Source organism: Mycobacterium sp. NPDC050441, assembly GCF_040655355.1.
Lineage (GTDB): Bacteria > Actinomycetota > Actinomycetes > Mycobacteriales > Mycobacteriaceae > Mycobacterium.
This window is the reverse complement of record NZ_JBFAJS010000001.1, coordinates 536591-558601: the sequence shown is the minus strand read 5'-3', so window position 1 is coordinate 558601 and position 22011 is coordinate 536591. Positions and strand designations below refer to the sequence as shown.

Genomic DNA, 22011 nt, shown 5'->3' with positions numbered 1-22011 from the left:
TCCTCGGGTCAATCGGTGAGTGAATTGGCCGCCAGCGCAGCCACGTTGATGCGGGTCAATACCCGATGCAGCTCTTCGAGCTCGGAGAGGTCGACGCCGAGGCGCTCCACCACCGCGGGTGGGATGGCCAGGGCCCGTTCACGCAGGGCGATCCCAGCCTCGGTGAGCTCGACATCGGTCGCGCGTTCATCGCCGGCCCGGCGGCTGCGGGTCAGCAGGCCGAGCGCTTCCAGCCGTTTGAGCATCGGTGAGAGCGTCGCTGAGTCGAGCTGCAACGCGGAGGCGATCTCTTTGACCGACAGTGGCGGGATGCCTCCGGAATCGGACCGTTGGTGATCCCACAACGCCAGCATCACCAGGTACTGGGGATGCGTCAGGCCCAGCGGCTCCAGCAGTGGCCGGTACACCGCGAGCACGGCGCGATTGCTGACGGCCAGCGCGAAACAGACCTGCCGCTCAAGCGCCAGGGGGTCGGCGCTGAGGGCCCGGGAGGGTGCAGCAGACGCTTCGGATACTGCGGTCATGCTTAGAAAGTACCCTAATAGTTAGGGTACTAACAATGTCTGTGCGGTCACACGCTCAGTTCGCGCGCTTGGCCAACCGCTCAGCGTTGTCGATCAGGATGCTTCGGCCCTGCACGCGGATCCAGCCGCGTTGCGCGAAGTCGGACAGCGCCTTGTTGACCGTCTCCCGCGAGGAACCCACGAGTTGAGCGATCTCTTCCTGGGTCAGCTCGTGGTCGACGCGCAGCGCGCTGCCGTCGCGGCTGCCGAACCGTTGCGCCAGATAGAGCAACTGCTTGGCCACCCGTCCCGGCACGTCGGTGAAGATCAGGTCGGACAGGTTGTCATTGGTGCGGCGCAACCGGCGGGCCAGCACGCGCAGCAGTTGTTCGGCGATCTCGGGCCGATCAGCGATCCAGCCCCGCAGCACACTGCGGCTCATCACGACCGCCTTCACTTCGGTCAGGGCGGTCACCGTCGAGGTTCGCGGACCCGGATCGAAGATTGCGAGCTCACCGAACATGTCCGACGGGCCCATCAGCGTAATCAGGCTGTCGCGGCCGTCCACCGACTTGCGGCCGATCTTCACCTTGCCCGTGGTGATGATGTACAGCGTGTCGCCGGGCTCGCCCTCGGTGAACACCACCTCGCCGCGACGGAACGTCACCGGCTCCAACTGCCGGACGAGCGCAGCCACGGCGTCTGGCGACACACCCTGGAAGATGCCGGCGCGGGCCAGCACTTCGTTCATCTTTCCCCCTTGTGGATGTGCCGAACCTCACTGCTCGGAACGTTTGCGCAGGTGGCAGCCGAAATTACGACTACCTTTCTACTTTACAAGGGCTTCCGGTTTACAAGTTGTCAGGTTTCGTAATGGCCGCCGTCACGATGAACGTGAGCCGGCATCAGATGACCGAGCAGCAAATCCGCTGAGCCTCGGTGACGGAGTCGGCAAGCGGGCGGCGCGTGTTGATGAGGTGAGCGTCGGGCCATTGGGCGCCGGCCAGCCCCTCCGCGATCTGCGGGGTGGCATCTGATTTGGTGGCCTGTCGCCGTACGATGCGCTCTTTGGCTTCGTCGATAGGCACCGTGCAGGCCAATTCCACTGTTGGGCAGGCCTGTTCGATGGCAATATCGCGTGCTCGCCGCCGAAGGTCTGGATCTCGCCACGTCCCGTCGAGGACTACCGACCGGCCCATTGCCAGGGTTTTTCGGGCCCGCTCGAGCACGGCGTCATATACGGCAGCCACGTTGTCGTTGCTGTACAGCCCCTCGTTCAAGATCCCCGCGGCGCCGTCGAGGACGCCACTCTCCTGCAGTTCGCGGCGCACATCGTCGGTGGATACGACCTGCGCAGACACCTGCTCAGCGAGCGCGTGCGCGAGTGTGGTTTTCCCGGTGCCGGGGCCGCCGCCGACGATGATCAGTCGCACGGTGCCTCGGCGGAGGCGATCGAGGGCAACGTCGAGATGGCGCCGCGCGTCGTCCGCGGCACTCAGGTCGCCCTGGTCGACCCTGATGCAGTCGACCTTGGCGCGGACCACGGCTCGGTAGGCGACGAAGAAGCCCACCAACGCTGTCGGCGGAGTGTCACCCGAGAGCCGCTGGTACTCGGCGATGAAGTTGTCGGCCAAGTCTTTGCGGCCGAGGAATTCCAGGTCCATGGCCAGGAACGCGGCATCGTCGCTGCAGTCGACATGTCGCAGGCTGTCATCGAACTCGAGACAGTCAAGGATCGCCGGACCGTCCGGCATGCAGAAGATGTCTCCGGTCAGCAAGTCGCCGTGGCCGTCGACGACGCGACGGTTGGCGATGCGGTCGCTGAAGAGGTCGGCGCGACCCTTGATGAACTGGTCGGCCAGTCGATCGACTTCGGCCAGCGAATCCGCGGGCACCACTGTTCCCGCGTATCGCCTCAATTCAGTGAGGTTGTCACGCCAACGGCCGGTGATCGCAGGCACCGTCGCTGCACGATCGATGGCGTCCGACCGGTCGGCGTCAGCATGAAAGCGCGCCAACGCTTCGGCGATCGCCGACAGATGATCAACCACAGCCTCGCCACTGACGACGATCGACGTCAATCGGCGCGAATCGGGGTACCTGCGCATCACGATCACCGGCTCGGGCCGGCCACCGTGCGGATCGGAGAGATGAGCGACCCCGAGGTAGCTGTCAGGAGCCAATCGCTGGTTCAAACTAACCTCACGTACGCACACCTGTTCACGACGCTCGACCGAGCTGAAATCGAGAAAGTCCGTGACGACGGGTTTCTTGACTTTGTAAGCCCGGTCGCCCACCAAGGCGACGATCCCCGTGTGTGTTTCATGAATCTCCGCTGCGGCACTGCCTGCCGCGGACTCAGCCGTCCTCGACGAAGTCGGCCGGGCTGATGTGTCCATAACCCATGATCGCTCTCTGGGCGCACGCGATGGTAGTGGCCGTTCGTCCAATTCTTGGGGCCGAAAGTCCTTCGTCCCACAGCACAAGGACTCTATGGGGCCACACAAGTCCGCCGTCGCGAAACGCCTTTTTCGATGGGGACTTTGGGCCCTATCGGACACCGGTTCGCGGCGCTACGTTCTCCGCGTGACGTTCGCGACGGGAGCCCTTGCGGGTGGTCCACGAGCTATTGCCCGCCACCGAACGAGGCCGGTCGTAGTAGGTATCGATGGGTCGCGTGCGGCGTTGCGCGCGGTCCGGTGGGGAATTGCTGAAGCCGTCAGCAGAGGTGCGCCCTTGCGGTTGATCTATGCCACGAGCAACGGTGCTCCATGGGACCTCGTCTCCCAAGATGCCGCCGACCTGGCCGCTGCGGCTGTAACCATCTCGGCGACAACGCTGAAGGCCACCACGACGGTTCTCGAGGGCGGTCAGCTGGCCGATGCGTTGATCAGCGACTCATTCGATGCGGCGCTCGTCTGTGTCGGTGACACTGATATGTGCACTGCCGCAACGGTGGCCGCCAACGCACATTGCCCGGTTGTGATCGTCCATGGCGCAGGTGATTCGGCGTCGGCGAGGGTGAACTGGGTGGTAGTGCCCGTCGGCGATTCCTATGAATTCGATTGGGCGATCTACGAAGCGCTGGATCAAGCACGCCTGCGTCAGGCAAAAGTTCTGGCCGTCACCTGGTGTAGGGAGGGTGCACCACAGGCGTCTCAGAATGAGCTCGGGCTTTCGATTGCCTTCTGGCGCAGAATGTTCGTGGATGTGCCCATAGTCTCGGTTGTCGCAGACAGGGCCAAAGAGTATCTGGACCAAAGCAACGCGGAAACCGAGCTTCTCGTGGTCGCGAGGTCCCCCGACGGCGTGCTCGGAAGTGGCCTCAGACGCCAGCTCTATCGGCTCTTGCAGCAGGGACGATTCTCCACGTTGGTTGTGCCATCCTGAGCTGCGTGATGGATCACATTGCAGCGCAAGCAATTTAGTCCTACTTCTGACGAAAGCCGCGCCTCGGGCTACTGGGGTGAGACGAGTCCGGCGTCGTACGCATGGATGATCGCGGCGGCACGGTCACGCAGGTCGAGCTTGATGAAGATGTGGCCGATGTGGCTCTTGACGGTGAGCCCGGAGATGCTGAGTTCATCGGCGATCTCGCCGTTGGAATGCCCCTTGGCGATCAGTGTCAGCACATCGAGCTCGCGGGCCGTGAGATCGCCGACGGCGGCGGCGCGACGCGGCTCGGCCGACTTGCGGTATGTGGTGAGCACCCGTGAGGTGACTGCGGGGTCGAGGTAGCTGTCGCCCTGCGCCACCGCGCGCACCGCCCGGATCAGCTCCTCGGCCGAGGAATCCTTGAGCACGAATCCGCTGGCCCCGGCGCGCAGCGCGCCCGAAAGCAGCTCATCGTCGTTGAACGTGGTCAGCGCCAGCACCGGAGGCCCGTCGGTCGCCGTCACCTGGCGGGTGGCCTCGATCCCGTCGACCCGTTTCATCCGCAGATCCATCACCACCACGTCGGGGCGGCACTGGCTGATGGCATCGGGCACTTCATCGCCATCGGCGCATTCGGCGACGATCGTGAAGCCGTCCTTGCGCCGTAGTATGCGTCGCAACCCGGAGCGCACCAGATCCTGGTCATCGACCAGGAGGACCGCCACCTCGGACACGGGGTCCGTCATGACACCACGGGGCACCATCGGGGCGCCCGGTCAGTGTCGTCCAACGGGATGTTCGTACGCACCGACCATCCGTCGTCGGCGGGTCCGACGCTGATGATCCCGCCGAGCAATTCGACGCGCTGGCGCATACCGCGCACACCGCGGCCGTCTACATTGCAGCCGTTCTGGCCGGCCAGCGCGGGAACGGGAAGCCGGTTGACGACGGTCAAGGCCGCCGAAGTCCGTGAAATCCTCAATAGCACTGTTGCTTCTGTGTCAGGCGCGTGTTTGGCGATGTTGGCCAGGGACTCCTGGGCGATGCGGTACAACGCCAGGCCCACCGCGGCGGAGACCGCATCGGTGCGGCCGGTCGCGTCGAGACGTACGTTGAGCCCGGCCCGTATGAAATCGTCTACCAGGCAACTGATGTCGTCGACCCCGGGTTCGGGTGCCATGCTCATCGGAGCGCCGTCGAGTAGTCCGACCGTGCGGCGAATATCGGCCATGGCCTGACGGCCCAGGCGTTCAGCCTGCTCCAACGCCTCGACGGCGTCGTCGACGTCACGGTCCTGCTGCAACCCGCGGCGTGCCCCGGTCACGTGCAGCAGGGTCACACTCAGCGAGTGCGCGATCACGTCGTGGACCTCGCGGGCGATACGGCGCCGTTCATCGGCCGCGGCGTGGCGGGCCTGCGCGGCCTGTGACTCCTGTTGCTGTCGCATGAGTTGCTGTTGGGTGTGCACGAGATAACCCACCAGCCAACCCATCCCGAGAATTCCCAGATACAGCGGCAGGGCGTCGAGGCGGTGTTGCGCTGCGGCGGTCAGCAACAGGGTGGCCGCGGTCAGCGATGCGAGGAATCCACCCCACACCCCGGTCAGCGAGGCGACCTCGCCCACCATCAGCACCGCGATCAGTGGAGCGAAATCGTTGGATACCGGTGTCGCGGTCGCGAACAGCAATACGGCGGTTGCGGTGGTCCAGGTGGCCCAGACGATCGGTGCCTTGAAATCGACGCCGGACAGGTAGAACAGCGCGAACGGGGCGATGCAGACGACGAGCGCGAGCAGGCTCGCCGGAAGGTCGGCGGTCGGGCGCTGCAACATGGCCACTACGCCGGCACCGATCACAGTGGTGTCGAACGCCAACACGATGGCCCAGTTGTAGCCCACCGGGAGGGCGTACCCCCGCCGGTGCACGTGCGCACGCAAGCCGCGCGCGATGCTACCGAGCATGTTCTGATCGTAGAAGGTGAGATTGCTGTCGCGCCTCCTACTGCGGTTGGATCTTGTAGGGCCGAATTCTCTGGGGCCGGATTTCAGCAATTCAGAGTCGCCACATCTCGCGCGACATCGCGGCGTCCTCGACAAAGCCTTCACGCAGAGGTGGGTAGTAGGGGCTCTTCAGGTCGGGTCGAGGTGCGGCGGCCAGTGCCGCGCGCACCGCGGCCGCCGCGCGCTGCCAGAGGCCGCCCTCCCGACGGTCCGGGCGCGCCGGCATCGGTGGGTCGGTCACCGGTGGGGTGAAGAGGGCGTCTTTCGCCGTCCATCCACGGGCGACGCCTGTCACTGAATTCGCTATCGAGATAGCTGGGGAACGCTGTGCTCGTGTCATGGCTCGACGCTACGAAGAACGCAGGTCAGCCCACATCGCTCTGGTGTCCGATCTTGACCTACGACCGTAGTAGGAGAACTGCACCGACCACAGGACGATAGCGCCGCAAGTGGTTAGGCTCCTGTTGTGGTCTCGAGCTCGACCCGCAGACGTGGGCCCCGGCGTGATGTCGACACCCGAACCCTGATCGTCGATACCGCTGAGCGGATGTTCGCCGAGACGTCGATCGGTGCGGTGGCGTCGCGGGCAGTGGCCCGCGAGGCGGGCGTGGCCAGCCGCGCGGTGGCCTACCACTTCCCGGCCAAGCGGGACCTGGTGCTGGAGGTGGCACGACGGCGTGCGCCGACGGTGTTCGAGGCCGTCGTCCAGGAGCTGGTGCGGGTGGCTGAGTCCGGGAACGAGATCGGTGTCTTAGACGTCGTCGAGGCTCTCATCGCGCCCTACGTCAGGCTGCTCGACGAGGATCCCGTCGGCGGATTGCGCTGGCTCAAGGTGATGAATCAGCTTGCCCTGGACGAAGACCAGATCTGGCTCGATCAGTTGGCGGGCACACCGAGCCTGCCCGAGTTGTTCTTCGCCGCGGCAGGACGGGCGGTGCCGGACATCCAGACCATCGAAGGTCAGCAGCGCAGCACGATTGCCATCTTTGCGATGATCGGTGCGCTGGCCAGTTCCGATCTGACCCTCTACGGACGGCCGTTGGGACCCGGCGGCTTGGACCGCGGATGGGTCAACCAGCTCGTCCGGTTCACCGGGGGCGGTTTACGCGGCGACGCGGGTCCGCCCGACTAGGATCGTTGCGTGCAGATCGACGGCCAGCAGCTTGCTGCGTTCGCCGCGGTGGTCGAGCTGGGAAGCTTCGACGCGGCCGCGCAGCGTCTGCATGTGACTCCTTCGGCGGTCAGCCAGCGCATAAAGGCCCTGGAGCAACGTGTCGGACAGGTTCTGGTGGTCCGCGAAAAGCCTTGCACGGCAACACCTGTCGGCGTTCCACTGCTCAGACTGGCTGCGCAGACGGCATTGCTGGAGTCCGAGACACTGGCGGAGATGGGCGGCGGCACCGCGCAACGCACCAGGATCGCGCTGGCGGTGAACGCCGATTCGATGGCGACCTGGTTCACCGGGGTGTTCGCCCGGGCCGCCGAGTTCCTGTTCGACATCAGGATCGAGGACCAGGACCTCTCGGCACGCCTGCTGCGTGAGGGCGTGGTGATGGGAGCAGTCACCACCGAGCGAAGCCCGGTGCCCGGCTGTCGGGTGCACCCGCTGGGCGCGATGCGCTACGTGCCGGTGGCCAGCGCCGAGTACGTGCAGCGCTACCTGCCGGAAGGATTCACCCGCGACTCTGCGCAGGCAGCACCCTCGCTGTCCTGGAACCGCGACGATGCACTGCAGGATCAATTGGTGCGCAAGGTATTCCGCAGGGATGTCGTCAGGCCGACGCATTACATCCCGACCGCCGAGGGCTTCGGTGCCGCAGTGCGCGCCGGGTTGGGCTGGGGGATGTACCCCGAGGAACTGGTGGACGACGGCTTCGTCCGGATCACCGAACAATATCTGGACGTGCCGTTGTTCTGGCAGTGCTGGAAGCTCGACAGTCCGATGGTCGACACCATCACGGCTGCGGTGCGCGACGCGGCGGTCGGCCTGCGCGGGTAGGCCCGAGTCCGAGACGGGGCTACCGCACCAGTGGCGCCAGATGCTTTCGCGCGTAGGCGCGAACCGCCTCGTCGTCGTTGACGTCCAACACCGGCGTGGGCATCTGGGCCAGCGAGCACGCCAGTCGGATGTGCAGTTCGGCGACGGCGAGCAACTCGGCATCGGGCATGGCGGCGCCGGCCGCGCGCAGAGCCTTGGCCATCGCCGACGAGGCGTGGTGCAGAAAGGCCGGAGCCTGGTCGTAGGCGCCGGCCACCGCAGTGAAGTCGGTGTCCAGTCGCAGGAACCTGCGCATCACGGGTTCCGTGGTCAACAGCCGGACCCCTTCGCAGAACGCTGCCACCGCGGCCTCGTTGGGTCCGGAATCGATTGCCACGGTGCGCAGCCGGTGCATCGCTGCGTCGAAGGTGCGCCGCCCGAGTTCGGTGATCAGCGCCTCGCGGGTGGGAAAGCGACGGTAGAGCGTTCGGCGGCTGACGCCGGCCTGCTTGGCGATGACATCCAGGCTGGCCCGGCCGAGCCCGACGAGCGCCACCTCTTCGGCGGTGGCCTTGAGGATGGCGTCTTCCTGTTCGGCTTGGCTGGCGTTGCTGCGTGGCATCACTACCAGTGTGTCAGCCCGCTGCCGGGCATCCCAGCGGCGTGAACGAATCCAGCGCCACCGATCGGTGCAGGCGCACCAGCTTCTCGTACTGGAGCCGGTTGTAGGCGAGGGGCACCAGCAGCAGCCGGTCCGGCAGCACCCGCCAGGCCAGTTGAAGCAGTCGGGTGTACACGGCGAATTCCCGCTCGTGCCGGGACTGCCAGCGGAACCCCGTCATCTCCCGAATCCCGGGATGCATGATGCCGAATGAGCACACTTTGATCACCCGGCCGGCGATTGGTCGAACCGCCATCCAGGACGGGGTCAACGCCAGTCGCACCGGGGCGGGCAGCAGTAGGGTCGGCAAGGGCAGTTGGGTCAGTCCGGCCGTGACGCGGGTCAGAAACTCGTTGCCCTGCAACTGGTTTTCCACCATGTCGTCGTAGTAGCGGGCCGCCTCGGCATAGGTTTCCGGGAGTTTCGCCGAGGCGCCCGGCAGCTCGATCGAGCGAAATGCCTCGAGTAGTTGGCCGTAGGCCGCCTCTTGCTCGGCGGGGTTCATCGTGATGCCGGTCGCCGGGGTGAACGAATGCAGGACGACGAAGATCCCGCTGATCGCAATCCAGTTCCACAGCTGTGGGTTCAGGGCGCTGTAGCGGATATCGGCGAAGTCATCTTTGCCGTGCCCGCGGACGTCGCGGTGCATGGTCTGCAGGCGGCGCCCCTCCGCCTCACGGTCCGTGGCGTCGCCCCAGATCGCCAGAAACGCCGAAAATCCGCTGCGCACACCGCGATCGAGAAAGTTGCGTTCGAATCGGCCACTGCGGTCGACGGCCGCGGCCACCGGGACCAGGGCCACTTCATCGAACGCCGCTGCGCCGAAGGCGCCCCCCAGGATGCTGCCCGAGTGCCTGCGGAAATCCGCCAGCACGTTCGGTCGGACTACGTCTGTCTCGGCCGCGCTTCCGATAGCCATGGCACAAAGTCTAGTTATTCGTGCCAATGTGTCAATGGTGCTCTGTCGAAGCTGTCTCACCTGATTGGTATCTTCGCGAGCATGGCCAACCGGACCCATCGATACGAGGTCGAGGTGACCTGGACCGGCAACACCGGTTCGGGGACCAGTGGCTACCGCGAGTACGCGCGCGATCACGACGTGACCGGCGCAGATACGCCGGGCAAACCGACGATCCTGGGTAGCGCGGATCCTGCCTTCCGTGGGGATCCGCAGCGCTGGAACCCCGAGGAACTGCTCGTGGTCAGTCTGTCGCAGTGCCACATGCTGTGGTATCTGGCGCTCTGTGCCAAAGCGGGCATCGTCGTCACTGCCTACAGCGATCGGCCGGACGGCACGATGAGCGAAAACGCCGAGGGTAGTGGCGTTTTCACCGGCGTCACGTTACGGCCGCAGGTGACCATCGCCGACCCGGAGCGGGTCGGCGATGCCACCGAGTTACATCACGAAGCCCACCGGATGTGCTTCATCGCCAACTCGGTCACCTTCCCGGTGAACGCTACGCCCACCGTGACAGCACCGAACGGGGCATGAACGACGCGTCGATCGGGACGAATCTGAGTGCACTCCAGTCGGATTCGCCGGCGGTCAGCACGCGGTTCTCGCCAATCCTGACAAGTGCGCCATGTGTCCCCCTGGTACGCCGATCCCGCGAATGGCTGGACGCTAGCCGCGGAATCGGCCACCCGGCGGGGTTTCGGCTCGCTGAGCGCGGGTCACCGATGGAGCCGGCGCAACTGGGCTGAGGCCACCGACAGCACCGCCAGGTCGGGCTCGTCGGAATCGAGGAACTCGTCCAGCGTGCGCTTGGCCCGGTCCAGCCGTGGCCGGTTGTACGCCTCGAAGTCGCGGATGCTGCTCGAGGCCTGGGCCTCCTCGATCCCGTGCTTGGTGACGTCGATCGTGAGATCGCGCAACGAGCGGTAGAGGTCCTCGCGAAGGGCGAGCCGGGCCAAGGCATGCCAGCGGCCGCCCCGGGGAAGTGACGACACCGCCAGCAGCAGCCGGTCCACTCCGAGTCGGTCGGACAGTTCGAAGTAGATCCTGGCCAGTTGAGCCGAGTCCTCGTGGTGGACGTGGGCGACCTCAATGATGTCCAGAAGGCTGAACGCATAGAGGGATTCGCTGATCCGGTGGGCGATGTTGCCAGGCACGCCGCGGACCACCAAGTCGTTGTGCGCCGTCAGGACGTTTTCGCGCTCCTGGCCCCGCACCATCGACCCGAGTTGCCCGCGCAGCATCGCCACCTGGTTGCTGAATCGGATGATCTCGGCGTCGACGTCGAGCGGTTGCGGCCGGTTGAGCACAAACCAGCGGGCAGCCCTGTCGAGAAGACGCCGGCCTTCGATGATCATGGCATTCGTCAGCACGGGCGACAGATCGGCGGCGTAGATATCCGACCACAGTGTGTCCAGGTCGAAAACTTCGGACACCACGGCGTGCGCCCGCACGATATCGGCTGGGGCAGAGCCGGTCTCCTCGGACAGCCGGAACGCGAAGGTCAGCCCCGAGGTGGCCAGCACGCGGTTGACGACCGAGGTAGCGATGATCTCCCGGCGCAGCGGGTGCTCGGGTAGTGGCTCGCCGAGTTGGCGCCGCAACGTCGGCGGGAAGTACCGGGTCAGCAGCGCGACGAAATACGGGTCGTCGAACATCTCACCACTGAGCAGTTCGGCCTTGAGGTCCAGCTTGACGTGCGCCATCAAGGTGGCCAGCTCCGGAGCGGTGAGGCCACGGTCGTCCTTGGCCAGATCGGCGAATTCCGCTGGGCTGGGCATGTTCTCGCGGGAACGGTGCAACCCGCGCCGGGCCTCGAGATCGGCCGTCATTCGGGCGTGTACATCGACCATCTGGGCCGCGTTGGAGCGGGCATCGCTGAGCAGTCGATTGTGTGCCCGGTTGTTGGCCAGGACGAGTTGGGCCACCTCGTCGGTCATGTCGACCAGCAGTCGATTGCGGGAATTGCCGGTGATCAGGCCGGACCGCGCCGCGGAGTCCAACAGGATCTTGATGTTGACCTCGTGGTCGGAGCAGTCCACGCCGGCCGCGTTGTCGATGGCGTCGGTATTCACCAGGCCGCCGCGGCGGGCGTACTCGATGCGGGCGCGTTGGGACAGTCCGAGGTTGCCGCCCTCGACGATCACCCGGGACCGGACATCCCCGGCGTCCACCCGCACCGGATCGTTGACCTTGTCGGCGATGTCGGAGTGTTGTTCGTCGCCGGCCTTGATGTAGGTGCCGATCCCGCCGTTGAACAACAGGTCCACGGGGGCGCGCAGGATGTGGCTGATCAGCTGGGTGGGAGTCAGCCGGACCTCGTGGTCGTCGATGCCGAGCGCGGCGCGCATCTCCGCTGTGGTGGCAATGGTTTTCGCGGTGCGCGGCCACACCCCGCCGCCCGGACTGATCGTGGAACGGTCGTAGTCATCCCACGATGACTGGGGTAGTTCGAACAGCCGCTGCCGCTCCTTGCGAGCCGGCACGGTATCGGGCTGCGGGTCGACGAAGATGTGGCGGTGGTCGAATGCGGCCACCAGTCTCAGGCCGGGGCGCAGCAGCATGCCGTTGCCGAAGACGTCCCCACTCATGTCGCCGACGCCGACGGCGGAGAACTCGTCGGACGCGGAATCGATTCCGAGTTCGGCGAGATGGGTGTCGCCGCTGACCCAGGCGCCGCGGGCGGTGATGCCCATGGCTTTGTGGTCGTAACCGGCCGAACCACCGGACGCGAAGGCGTCGCCCATCCAATAACCGCGGTCGAGGGCCACCGCGTTGGCCGAGTCCGAGAACGTGGCGGTGCCCTTGTCTGCAGCCACCACCAGGTAGGGGTCGGGACCGTCGTGGCACACCACGCCGCCGAAACGGGGCCGGTCATCGGAATCTGAGGGGGCGGTTTTGTCGACCACGTCGAGCAGTGCGGCGATGAACTGTCGGTAGCTCCGAAGACCCTGCACGCGCGGGGATTCGCCCGTGCCGGGCCGGGCCTTGACGACGAACACGCCCTTGGCGCCGACGGGCACAATCATCGCGTTCTTGACCGCCTGCGCCTTCACCAGGCCCAGGACCTCGGTGCGGTAGTCGTCGTGGCGGTCCGACCAGCGCAGCCCGCCGCGGGCCACCAGCCCGAAGCGAAGATGCAGACCTTCGAATTCCGGTGAGTACACGAAGATTTCGGAAAGCGGACGTGGCTGTGGCAGCTCGTCGACGGACCGAGCGTCGAGCTTGTGCACCAGATAGGGCGCCCAGACCGTGAGAGCGTCGGGGGCGAACGCGTTGGTGCGCACGGTGGCATTGATCAGATTGTGGTAGGTACGCAGGATCCGGTCGGCGTCAATGTGCAGCACCTGATCGATCTCGGCGGACACCCGCTGCTCGGCCTCGGTGATGCGAGCGATGCGGTGGGGGCCGGCGGCGGGTTGCTCGGTGCGGTCGAACCGTGCCTCGAACAGGTCTAGCAGCGCGCGGGTGGCGGCCGGGTTGTCCAGCAAGACCCGTTGGATGCGCGCCTGGCTGTAGGGCAACGGCAGCTGCCGAAGGTATCGGCTGTAGCTGCGCAGCACGGTGACCTGCCGCCAGCTCAGTGCGGCTCGCAGGAGCAGCGCGTTGAATCCGTCGGATTCGATCCGGCCGGCCCACATTGCCTGGAATGTCTCGCGGATGCGATCGGCGGTGCCGTCCTGCGGCCGGGCCAGCGCATCGACCGCGTCGGGACCGGGCTGCAGCAGCAGATGATAGACGTGGCAGATCCGGCCGTCGGCCCTGGTCCAGGTGCCGGCTTGCTCCTCGAGGACCTCCAGGTCCATGCTCTGCAGCGCGGGCAGCATGCGGCGCAACGGAACCGGGTCGAGGGCGGCGAGCGCGAAGTTCAACCGTCCGTCCGGGGTGCCGGCCCAGTCGAGGTTCACCGCGACGGCGTCGCCCATCAGATGGTTGAACGCAGTGGGCTCCAGCAGTCGGCTGGGTACCACGACCCCGGCCTGCTGATCCTGCAATTCGGGCGCAATGGGGTCGGCGCGCAACGAGTCCACGGTTCGGTCTCCTCAATCGTCTTTGATCGATAGCCGTCGGTTGCGTTCGACGGACGGACCAATCCTGTGGTGCGGAGCACCGACGCGGAGGATGCAAAGTGTCAGCGATCTGATGGTCGCCGTTACATTCTGTAATTCATCGAGGCCTCGGCTGCGGCGGCTCTAGCTCGACGGCACCACCCCACGCGGCAGGATCAGCGGGAGATCGTTGTAGGTGACGATGCCGGGTGCTGCGTTGATCACCGCGGGAATCGCGTTGATCGGGGGAGTGGCGGTCATGATGTGCCCGAGCACCATGAACTCCTCCAGGGTGGTGGCCTCGAAGTCCGGTGGCGGCAGGAAGCCGACCTTCATCGTGACGGTCGGGCGACCGGCCACCTCGATCACCCAGCCGTCCTGGTCGATCTGCCAATCCGGTTGCAGTGTCTGACCTTTGCGCCAGCGCAGGGTGAGCTCGACGCGGGTGGTGTCGCCGATGATGCCCTTCCAGCTGACGAACACCCCGGCCACGCCGCCCGCCGGAATCGTCCACGAGCCCAGGTCGAGATCCTCTGTGGTCTGGGCGTATTCGGCATCGCAGCGGACTTCGTCGAACTCGATCCCGAGCGCGTCACCGATCATCCGGACCGCCTCGCCGAAGACCCCGGTGCCGTGGGCCGTCATGGCCTGCAGGTCTGGATGATCGATGGGCTGGCCGAACCCCACCGGCTTCTCGGTTTCCGGTGAGTCGTAGAAGGTGGTGTCGGCGGCCTCGTTGACGGTGACCTTGTCCACCCGGTCGCAGATGCCGGCGGCCACGATGGCCAACTGGTTGACATAGCCCGGGCTGATGCCCGATCCGAACATCGTCGAGCCGCCCTTGCGGCAGGCCTCGGCGATGCGGTCGCGGCCCTCGCCCTGGTTGTGTCCGGTGATGAATGAGGCCGTCGCAACGACATTGACTCCGGCGGAAAGGATGTCGACGAGCTCGTCGACGTCGATCCACATCGGGTTGTAAATCACGACGTCCGGTTTGAGGGCCAGCAGTGCCTTGACGTCATTGGTGGCCGCGACGCCGAGGGGTTCGATGCCGACGAGTTCGCCGACATCCTTTCCGGCCTTGTCCGGCGACCACGCATAGCAGCCGACCAGTTCCAGGGTCGGGTTGCGAGCGATGGCCGCCACCGAACTCTTCCCGACGTTTCCTGTCGTCCACTGGACAACCCGGTATGGAGAAGTTTGTGACACGGCAGTGGGTCCCTTCCTCGGTTTCGGGCAGTTTTCCACGACCGTGAGAAAAAAGGAAGAGTGATGCTCCAGCGACGCCCTGAGCATTTAGAATTACCCATGTGACCACCGGAAACGCACCCCGACGGGGGCGGGGACGTCCGCCGCGCATCGATCAGCAGCAGATCGTCGCCGCGGCCCGCGCCATATCCCCGGGTGCGTTGACGATGCAGGCGGTCGCCGATGCGCTCGGAGTGGACCGCACCACGCTGCACTACTACGTCGGTGATCGCGACGGACTGCTCGAGCTGGTTGTGGCCGATCTGTTCGAGACCGAGTTGCGCTCGATCAAGTTGCCCGAGGATGCGAGCTGGCAGGAGATTCTGCGGGCCTACGGCAGCGCGATCCGTGAAGGCGTACTCAAACTCGGTGTGACGGCCACGAGTTTTCGGTTGAGTGGTAGCGGTGGGGCCGCGAGCCTCGCGCTGGCCGAGCAGGTGCTGCGGGCCCTGACCAACGGGGGATTCGGTACCGACGACGCCGGGCGGGTGCTCACCCTGGTGTCGGGGCTCGCGATGTCGGCCGCACACGATGTGCTGGGATCGGCCGAGTCGCGGCTGCACCATCAGACGCCCGAGGTGGTTCGCGCATTGAAAGACCTTCCGTCAACCGACTTTCCGCTGCTCAGTGGTGTCGTGGCCGATCGGGGCGTCGCGACGACCGCGGCCCAGGACTTCGACTTCAACCTCGACATCGTCATCGCCGGCCTCGAGCGGTTTCTGGACAAATAAGTACCGAGTCGTCGGCCGAGCTCGCCTCGAGTACAGTACTCAGCATCCTCTTAGGCGGAACTTGAGTTCCGTCCGGGTAAATTTTGCGAGTGTCACATCGGGGAGGCGCAACGGTGTTCAAGTTGCTCAAGAAGGCGTGGATACCGCTGCTGCTGGTGGTCGTCGTCGCTCTGGGTGCATACGCGATCCTTCGCATTCGTGAGTCGGGTCATCACCAACCGAGGGCGGCAGATGGTTCCGGCATCACCGCGAACTTCAATCCGAAGCACATCACGTACGAGGTCACCGGGTCCGGTGGAACCGCGAACCTCAACTATCTCGATGAGAACGGTCAACCGCATCTCATCGAAAACACGCCGCTGCCTTGGTCGTTCACAATCGTGACGACGTTGCCGTCGATGTCGGCCAACATCATGGTCCAAGGGGACCGTGACGTCAGCGATCTTCGGTGCCGGGTGACGGTCGACGGCGAGGTCCGTGACGACCGGTCGAGCGACGACACAGTCAAACCGTTCATCTACTGCTTGGTGAAATCCGTATGAGCAACGCGCACTCGAAGCCGCATCGGCCGTTCATCGGTCACCTGGTCCGGATCTTCTCGCTGCCGATCATCGTGTTCTGGGTGCTCGTGGTGGTCGCGCTGGGCACACTGGTCCCCTCTCTCGACAAGGTCGCGGAAGCTCGGCAGGTCCCGCTGAGCCCGACGAACTCGGCGTCGTATCAGGGGATGCTGAACATCGGCAAGGTGTTTCAGCAATACGACTCCGACTCATCTGCGATGGTCGTGCTCGAGGGCGACGACAAGCTCGGTGACGAAGCACATAAGTTCTACGACCAGATCGTCGACAAGCTCGAGGCGGATCGCGAGCATGTGCAGAACGTCCAGGACTTCTGGAGCGATCCGCTGACGGCGGCGGGCTCACAAAGCGTGGACGGTAAGTCGGCGTATGTGCAGATCTTCCTCAACGGCTCCCAGGGCACCAGCGCCAGCCACGAGTCGGTGGCTGCCGTGCGCGACATCGTCGCCTCGGTGCCCGCACCGCCGGGTATCAAGGCCCACGTCGCCGGCAACACCGTGCTCAACGCCGACACCCAGGTGGCCGGGCATCAAAGTATGGCAACCATGGAGTTGGTGTCGGTCGCCGTCATCATCGTCATGCTGCTGTTCATCTACCGGTCCATCGTGACGATGCTGGTGTCGATGGTCATCATCGGCCTGGAACTGTTTGCCGCGCAGGGTGTTACCGCCGCGGCCGGTTATGTGAACATCATCGGCCTGACCCCGTACGCGGTGAGCATGGTGACGATGCTGTCCCTGGCTGCCGGAACCGATTACGTGATCTTCCTGCTCGGCCGATATCAAGAGGAGAGATCGAACGGCCGGGATAGGGAAGACGCCTTCTACATCGCCTATCACGGTGTCTCCCACGTGATCCTGGGCTCCGGGTTGACGATTGCCGGCGCATGCATGTGCCTCACCATGACCACGCTGCCCTACTTCCAGACCATGGGTCTGCCCTGCGCGATCGCGATTCTGGTGATCATCGCCGCGGCCCTGACGCTGGCGCCCGCCGTGCTCACCGTCGCGTCGAAGTTCGGTCTGCTCGACGCCAAGCGGGAACTTTCCACCAAGGGTTGGCGCAAGGTCGGCACCTCCGTGGTGCGCTGGCCCATCCCGATCATCTTCGTCACCAGCCTGATCGCCATCATCGGATTCATCAGCCTGCTGACCTATGTGCCGCAGTACAACGACCAGAAGTTCACGCCCGCCGACATGCCGGCCAACCTCGCCATGGGCGTCGCCGACCGGCACTTCTCGCAGGCGCGGATGAATCCGGAACTGTTGATGCTCGAAGCCGACCACGACCTGCGCAACCCGGCCGACATGCTCGTCATCGACCGCGTCGCCAAGGGCGTGGTTCACATGCGGGGCATCGAACGGGTGCAGACGATCACCCGCCCGCTCGGCTCGCCCATCGAGCACAGCTCGATCCCGTTCCTGCTCGGCGCACAGAACGCCGGCACGCTGCAGGGCGCAAAGTTCAACAACGACAACTCGGCTCAGATGCTCGAGCAGGCCGACGAGATGGGCCAGACCGTCGCCAGCATGGAACGCATGTACACCCTGATGTCCGAGTTGACCGCGACCACGCACAGCATGGTCGGGCGCACGCACGACATGGTGGAAGCCACCCAGGAGATGCGCGACAACCTCGCCAATTTTGACGATTTCTTCCGGCCGCTGCGCAACTACCTGTACTGGGAGCCGCACTGCTTCGACATCCCGATCTGCCAGTCGATGCGCTCGATCTTCGACACCCTGGACGGCATCGACAAGCTCACTGATGAAATGCAGGGTCTCACAATCGATATGGACCGCATGGATCAGCTGATGCCGCAGATGCTGCCGGTGCTGAGGACCACCATCGACTCGATGACACGCATGCGGGACTTCATGATCGCCACCCACAGCACCATGGCCGGAACCCAGGCTCAGCAGCAGGAACTGGCCAAGGGGGCAACGGAGATCGGTCTGTACTTCGATCAGGCCAAGAACGACGACTTCTTCTACCTGCCGCCGGATGTGTTCCAGAACCCCGACTTCGAGCGGGGCCTGAAGATGTTCGTATCCCCGGACGGCCACGCGGTCCGCTACATCATCACCCACCAGGGCGATCCCGCCTCCGTCGAGGGCATAGGCCACGTCCGGGACCTCAAAGACGTTGTCGCCGATGCCGTCAAGGGCACTCCGCTGGCCAATGCGAAGGTATCGCTGGCCGGTACCGCCTCGATGTATGCCGACATGCAGGACGGTGTCAAAACCGATCTCATGATCGCGATCATCGCGTCGATGATCCTCATCTTCGGCATCATGCTGATCATCACCCGAAGTGTGGTCGCCGCCTTGGTGATCGTCGGCACCGTGGCCGCATCGCTGGGCACCGCCTGCGGTTTGTCGGTACTGCTGTGGCAGGACATCCTCGGGCTGGGCGTGCAGTGGATCGTGATCCCGTTGTCGATGGTGATCCTGCTGGCGGTGGGCTCGGACTACAACCTGCTTGTGGTCTCCCGCCTTCGGGAGGAGATCCACGCCGGGCTCAATACCGGCATCATCCGTGCGGTGGGGGCCACGGGACGGGTCGTCACCGCAGCCGGACTGGTGTTCGCCTTCACCATGGCGTCGATGATCGTGAGCGACCTCCGGGTGATCGGCCAGTTGGGTACGACGATCGGTATCGGCCTGGTCGTCGACACGCTGATCGTGCGCTCGTTCATGACACCGTCGATCGCCGCAGCGTTGGGCCGCTGGTTCTGGTGGCCGCTCAACACCTTTGAGATCACCAGGCGTGGTCGCGAAGAGCGTGCCCGGAAGGCGGCCGGCGACACCGACGACACCACCGCACCGATACCGGCAACGACGGTGTGACGGTCGTGAGTGGCCCGGATCATCCGCAAGACGCAGAGTCGAAGTCGAGACTGCGTCAGCGGACTGACGGCCGACTCGACCGATCGCGTGACCCGGCGATCCTCGATGCGGCATTGGCCGCGTTGGCCGAAAACGGTTATGTCAACACCAATATGAACGACATCGCCGCGCGCGCCGGCGTCGGTAAGGCTGCCATATACCGTCGCTGGTCGTCGAAGGCCGCGTTGATCACCGATGCGCTCGTGTACTGGAAGCCCGACCTGCTCGACGACGATGCGCCCGACACCGGCAGTCTGGAAGGCGATTTCGACGAAATCGTGCGGCGCACTGCGCGCAGCGACAACGAACTCTTTTCCTACGATCTGGTGCTGAGGGTCGCGGTCGAGGCCACCCATGACCCGCACCTCGGCTCTGCGCTTGAAGATCTGATGCTGCTCAAGGGCAGGCGGGTCGTGACGACGATCCTTCAGCAAGCCGTCGCCCGCGGCGAGGTGGCAGCCGACCGGGACTGGTCGTTGGTGGCTGATGTGCTGACCGGGATGGGCCTGATGCGGGTGGTCAATGGTCAGGGCGTCGACTCGAAGTACGTCCGGGACGTCATCGATACCTTGATCCTGCCTGCAGTACGCGGCCACTGACGGCTGTGTCCGGGGTGCCGGGCCGTCGGGGCGCCGTTCATCGGGTGTAGATTTATAGCTAGGCCCGATACATCAGTTGGTCAACCGTGACGTTCGACAGTCACGATTTTTCGATGTTGAACCGTCAGCCGGCGATTAACCATCGCTTGCTATCCAATACCAGTGCGGTAGTCCCGCACCTCTCAAGGACACTCTCTATGGAATCGTCCGAGCTGTTTTCACACCCCGAGCAGCAACAACCTATGCCGGATGTCGAGAGCTCGAGTGACCCGTCGCGGGGGCTCGTTTTCTCAGATCGGCCCACGGATCGGCCAGCGCCGCAGCCTCGCGCAGATGCCCAGTCGCCGTCGTGAACGGCCTCTCCGGGACACGACGGCTGGCCAGTCCTGTCCGGCTCGCCCTCGCCCGGCAGTTGGGTGCCGATATTGACGGAGCGTGGTGGCCGCACACCGCCTCGGTGGCGAACGAACTACCGGAGCTTGTCGAAGTTCTGCACCGATCGCTGGGCGAAGTTGTCGATATTCGCGTCAACTGGTCAGCCGCTCAGGGCCAGTTGGATCTCGACTCGATCGTGACGGGCACCCGCCTGCCGACCGGGGTGAAGCTGAGTCGGCCCCGTCTGATGATGGTGGCGGGCCGAGACCAGTGCGTGAAACTGCTTGTCGTCCCGTGCAAGACGTCCGTTACTCTCGGCGGCCTGGTGATGCGGTGCGCCGCGTCGATGCCAGTCGAGGAAACGGTGCGGCGTACTCCCATGTTCGACACTGCAGATCGCGTGCTGCAGGTCGCCCAGATCGAATCTGCACGATGGTTGGGGCATCTCCAGGCACAGACGCCTGTGTAAACGAAAAAGATGGGCTGGTACGGAATTCATCCGTACCAGCCCACCATCAGGTCTTGGGGCGGTTAGACCGCGGTAACTCCCGTTGCCTGGGGGCCCTTGGCTCCCTGGGTGATCTCGAACTCGACACGCTGGTTCTCTTCGAGCGACCGGAAACCACCGCCGGTGATCTCGGAGTAGTGGACGAAAACGTCCGGGGCGCCGCCGTCAGGAGCGATGAAGCCGAAGCCCTTCTCGCCGTTGAACCATTTCACAGTTCCCTGTGTCATATTTTTACTTCTCTCATCGTGAAACTGGACGTACCAAAAACGTCCTGGTCAAGTATGACACGAGGATGGGTGGCGCACCTAGTGGCGCACCCAAAAGTATTTGCTTTTGCCTCGATCGGTTGGCTGCGGCGGCAACCCGAGCACCTTCCGGTGGAAGAGTTTCGACTGGTGGCGACCATCACGTAGCGGCGTCCTGCTCGTTCTTCTTGCCGAACGGCAGCACGTGCATGATCCCCACGACCACGGTGCCGACCACCAGACCGATGACGGCCGACGCGGCGGTATTGGTCACCCAGGCCAGCAAGCCGCCGAAGGTATCGCCCACCGCGTGGTGCACCGCCTCCTCGGCATGGTGGACGACGGCGTAGAGCGTGTGCCAGCCCAGGGTGTCGGTACCGACCAGCAGAATGTGTCCGCCGACCCAGAGCATCGCCACTGTGCCGATCGTTGACAGTGCCGAGAGCAGCTTGGGCATCCCGGCCACCAGGCCGCGCCCGACTTTCTGCGACACCTTCGACGAACGCTGGGCCAGCAGCAGACCGATGTCGTCCATCTTCACGATGCCGGCCACCACGCCGTAGACCGCGGCAGTGATCACGAGGGCGACGATCACCAGAATGATCAGTCGTGGCCAGAAAGTTTGATCGGCCACCTCGTTGAGTGCGATCACCATGATCTCGGCCGACAGGATGAAATCGGTGCGGATCGCGCCCGTGATCATGTACTTCTCGGCGTCACCGCCGACCGCGGTGGTGGGCTGTCCGTCGGCGCCGTGGTCGCCGTGGCCCATGAACCGTCCCCAGACCTTCTCGGCGCCCTCATAACAGAGGTACGTCGCGCCCACCATCAGGATCGGTGTCAGTAAGAATGGCGCGAACTGGCTGAGCAGCAACGCCGCGGGCAGGATGAACAGGAGCTTGTTGCGCAGCGAGCCGATCGCGATGCGCTTGATGACCGGTAGCTCGCGATCGGCGCTGATGCCGTGCACGTACTGCGGTGTCACCGCGGTGTCGTCGATCACCACCCCGGCTGCCTTGGCGGTGGCCTTGCCGGTCGCCGCACCGATGTCGTCGATCGACGCCGCCGCCAGCCGTGCCAGCGCGGCGATGTCGTCGAGCAAACCGAACAGACCAGCGCTCACTGCTGTCTCTCTTCGCGCAAGCGGCTCATCGGCCTTGTCTCTCTTCGCGCAAGCGGCTCATCGGCCTTGTCTCTCTTCGCGCAAGCGGCTCATCGGCCTTGTCTCTCTTCGCGCAAGCGGCTCATCGGCCTTGTCTCTCTTCGCGCAAGCGGCTCATCGGCGAGTTCATCCCCATGTCGGAGAAGGCTACCGGCCC

21 protein-coding genes are annotated in these 22011 nt (G+C 64.8%); 9 read left to right on the top strand and 12 right to left on the bottom strand.

Going from position 1 to position 22011, the window contains the following annotated elements; translation table 11 throughout:
• Positions 1-8 precede the first annotated feature (8 nt).
• From AB0I14_RS02705 to AB0I14_RS02695, 3 genes are all read right to left on the bottom strand, one after another.
• Complete coding sequence (locus AB0I14_RS02705; RefSeq protein WP_358015486.1) at positions 9-524, bottom strand: MarR family transcriptional regulator; 516 nt, start codon at positions 522-524, stop codon at positions 9-11.
• 55 nt (positions 525-579) lie between these two features.
• On the bottom strand, positions 580-1254 hold the full coding sequence (locus tag AB0I14_RS02700; RefSeq protein ID WP_358015483.1) for a Crp/Fnr family transcriptional regulator: 675 nt from the start codon (positions 1252-1254) through the stop codon (positions 580-582).
• Positions 1255-1408: 154 nt separating this feature from the next.
• A complete protein-coding gene (locus AB0I14_RS02695) occupies positions 1409-2902 on the bottom strand; it encodes an AAA family ATPase (protein ID WP_358015480.1) in 1494 nt (497 codons plus the stop codon).
• Positions 2903-2996: 94 nt separating this feature from the next.
• Here AB0I14_RS02695 and AB0I14_RS02690 point away from each other — a divergent pair, with 94 nt between their 5' ends.
• A complete protein-coding gene (locus AB0I14_RS02690) occupies positions 2997-3893 on the top strand; it encodes a universal stress protein (protein ID WP_358015477.1) in 897 nt (298 codons plus the stop codon).
• Positions 3894-3961: 68 nt separating this feature from the next.
• Here the strand turns inward: AB0I14_RS02690 and AB0I14_RS02685 are convergent, their stop codons facing one another.
• From AB0I14_RS02685 to AB0I14_RS02675, 3 genes are all read right to left on the bottom strand, one after another.
• A complete protein-coding gene (locus AB0I14_RS02685; protein ID WP_358015474.1) occupies positions 3962-4624 on the bottom strand; it encodes a response regulator transcription factor in 663 nt (220 codons plus the stop codon).
• Positions 4621-5838, bottom strand: a complete 1218-nt coding sequence (locus AB0I14_RS02680; RefSeq protein ID WP_358015471.1) for a histidine kinase — start codon at positions 5836-5838, stop codon at positions 4621-4623. The genes AB0I14_RS02685 and AB0I14_RS02680 overlap by 4 nt, the downstream gene beginning before the upstream one ends.
• A gap of 91 nt (positions 5839-5929) precedes the next feature.
• Positions 5930-6217 carry a hypothetical protein gene (locus tag AB0I14_RS02675; protein ID WP_358015468.1) on the bottom strand — a complete coding sequence of 96 codons (288 nt, stop codon included), beginning with the start codon at positions 6215-6217 and terminating at the stop codon, positions 5930-5932.
• A gap of 126 nt (positions 6218-6343) precedes the next feature.
• Between AB0I14_RS02675 and AB0I14_RS02670 the strand changes: the two genes are divergently transcribed.
• Both AB0I14_RS02670 and AB0I14_RS02665 read left to right on the top strand, forming a co-directional pair.
• Positions 6344-7009, top strand: a complete 666-nt coding sequence (locus tag AB0I14_RS02670) for a helix-turn-helix domain-containing protein (protein ID WP_358015465.1) — start codon at positions 6344-6346, stop codon at positions 7007-7009.
• Positions 7010-7018: 9 nt separating this feature from the next.
• The gene (locus AB0I14_RS02665; protein ID WP_358015462.1) at positions 7019-7876 is read left to right on the top strand and encodes a LysR family transcriptional regulator ArgP; all 858 of its coding nucleotides are present in this window, start codon (positions 7019-7021) and stop codon (positions 7874-7876) included.
• A gap of 19 nt (positions 7877-7895) precedes the next feature.
• Here AB0I14_RS02665 and AB0I14_RS02660 read toward each other — a convergent pair whose 3' ends face one another.
• Together AB0I14_RS02660 and AB0I14_RS02655 are read right to left on the bottom strand one after the other, a co-directional pair.
• Positions 7896-8477 (bottom strand): helix-turn-helix domain-containing protein, encoded by a 582-nt coding sequence (locus AB0I14_RS02660; RefSeq protein ID WP_358015459.1) that lies wholly within the window; start codon positions 8475-8477, stop codon positions 7896-7898.
• Positions 8478-8490: 13 nt separating this feature from the next.
• Positions 8491-9435, bottom strand: a complete 945-nt coding sequence (locus AB0I14_RS02655; RefSeq protein ID WP_358015456.1) for an oxygenase MpaB family protein — start codon at positions 9433-9435, stop codon at positions 8491-8493.
• A gap of 81 nt (positions 9436-9516) precedes the next feature.
• Between AB0I14_RS02655 and AB0I14_RS02650 the strand changes: the two genes are divergently transcribed.
• On the top strand, positions 9517-10008 hold the full coding sequence (locus AB0I14_RS02650) for an OsmC family protein (protein ID WP_358015453.1): 492 nt from the start codon (positions 9517-9519) through the stop codon (positions 10006-10008).
• A gap of 182 nt (positions 10009-10190) precedes the next feature.
• Here the strand turns inward: AB0I14_RS02650 and AB0I14_RS02645 are convergent, their stop codons facing one another.
• Together AB0I14_RS02645 and AB0I14_RS02640 are read right to left on the bottom strand one after the other, a co-directional pair.
• A complete protein-coding gene (locus AB0I14_RS02645) occupies positions 10191-13502 on the bottom strand; it encodes an NAD-glutamate dehydrogenase domain-containing protein (RefSeq protein WP_358015450.1) in 3312 nt (1103 codons plus the stop codon).
• A gap of 162 nt (positions 13503-13664) precedes the next feature.
• Positions 13665-14729, bottom strand: a complete 1065-nt coding sequence (locus AB0I14_RS02640) for a dihydrodipicolinate reductase (protein WP_358015447.1) — start codon at positions 14727-14729, stop codon at positions 13665-13667.
• A gap of 101 nt (positions 14730-14830) precedes the next feature.
• On the opposite strand from AB0I14_RS02640, the gene AB0I14_RS02635 reads away from it, so the two are divergent.
• The 5 genes from AB0I14_RS02635 to AB0I14_RS02615 all read left to right on the top strand — a co-directional run bounded on the left by AB0I14_RS02635 (position 14831) and on the right by AB0I14_RS02615 (position 20408).
• Positions 14831-15499, top strand: a complete 669-nt coding sequence (locus tag AB0I14_RS02635; RefSeq protein WP_358015444.1) for a TetR/AcrR family transcriptional regulator C-terminal domain-containing protein — start codon at positions 14831-14833, stop codon at positions 15497-15499.
• A gap of 113 nt (positions 15500-15612) precedes the next feature.
• A complete protein-coding gene (locus tag AB0I14_RS02630; protein WP_358016727.1) occupies positions 15613-16041 on the top strand; it encodes an MmpS family transport accessory protein in 429 nt (142 codons plus the stop codon).
• On the top strand, positions 16038-18926 hold the full coding sequence (locus AB0I14_RS02625; RefSeq protein ID WP_358015441.1) for an RND family transporter: 2889 nt from the start codon (positions 16038-16040) through the stop codon (positions 18924-18926). Before AB0I14_RS02630 ends, AB0I14_RS02625 begins: the two co-directional genes overlap by 4 nt.
• Positions 18923-19564 (top strand): TetR/AcrR family transcriptional regulator, encoded by a 642-nt coding sequence (locus tag AB0I14_RS02620; protein WP_358015438.1) that lies wholly within the window; start codon positions 18923-18925, stop codon positions 19562-19564. Before AB0I14_RS02625 ends, AB0I14_RS02620 begins: the two co-directional genes overlap by 4 nt.
• A 349-nt stretch (positions 19565-19913) precedes the next feature.
• Positions 19914-20408 (top strand): DUF5994 family protein, encoded by a 495-nt coding sequence (locus AB0I14_RS02615; RefSeq protein ID WP_358015435.1) that lies wholly within the window; start codon positions 19914-19916, stop codon positions 20406-20408.
• A 62-nt stretch (positions 20409-20470) separates the two neighbouring features.
• Here AB0I14_RS02615 and AB0I14_RS02610 read toward each other — a convergent pair whose 3' ends face one another.
• On the bottom strand, positions 20471-20674 hold the full coding sequence (locus tag AB0I14_RS02610) for a cold-shock protein (protein ID WP_166908296.1): 204 nt from the start codon (positions 20672-20674) through the stop codon (positions 20471-20473).
• 178 nt (positions 20675-20852) lie between these two features.
• On the bottom strand, positions 20853-21815 hold the full coding sequence (locus AB0I14_RS02605; RefSeq protein WP_358015430.1) for a DUF808 domain-containing protein: 963 nt from the start codon (positions 21813-21815) through the stop codon (positions 20853-20855).
• Between the last annotated feature and the right edge of the window lie 196 nt (positions 21816-22011).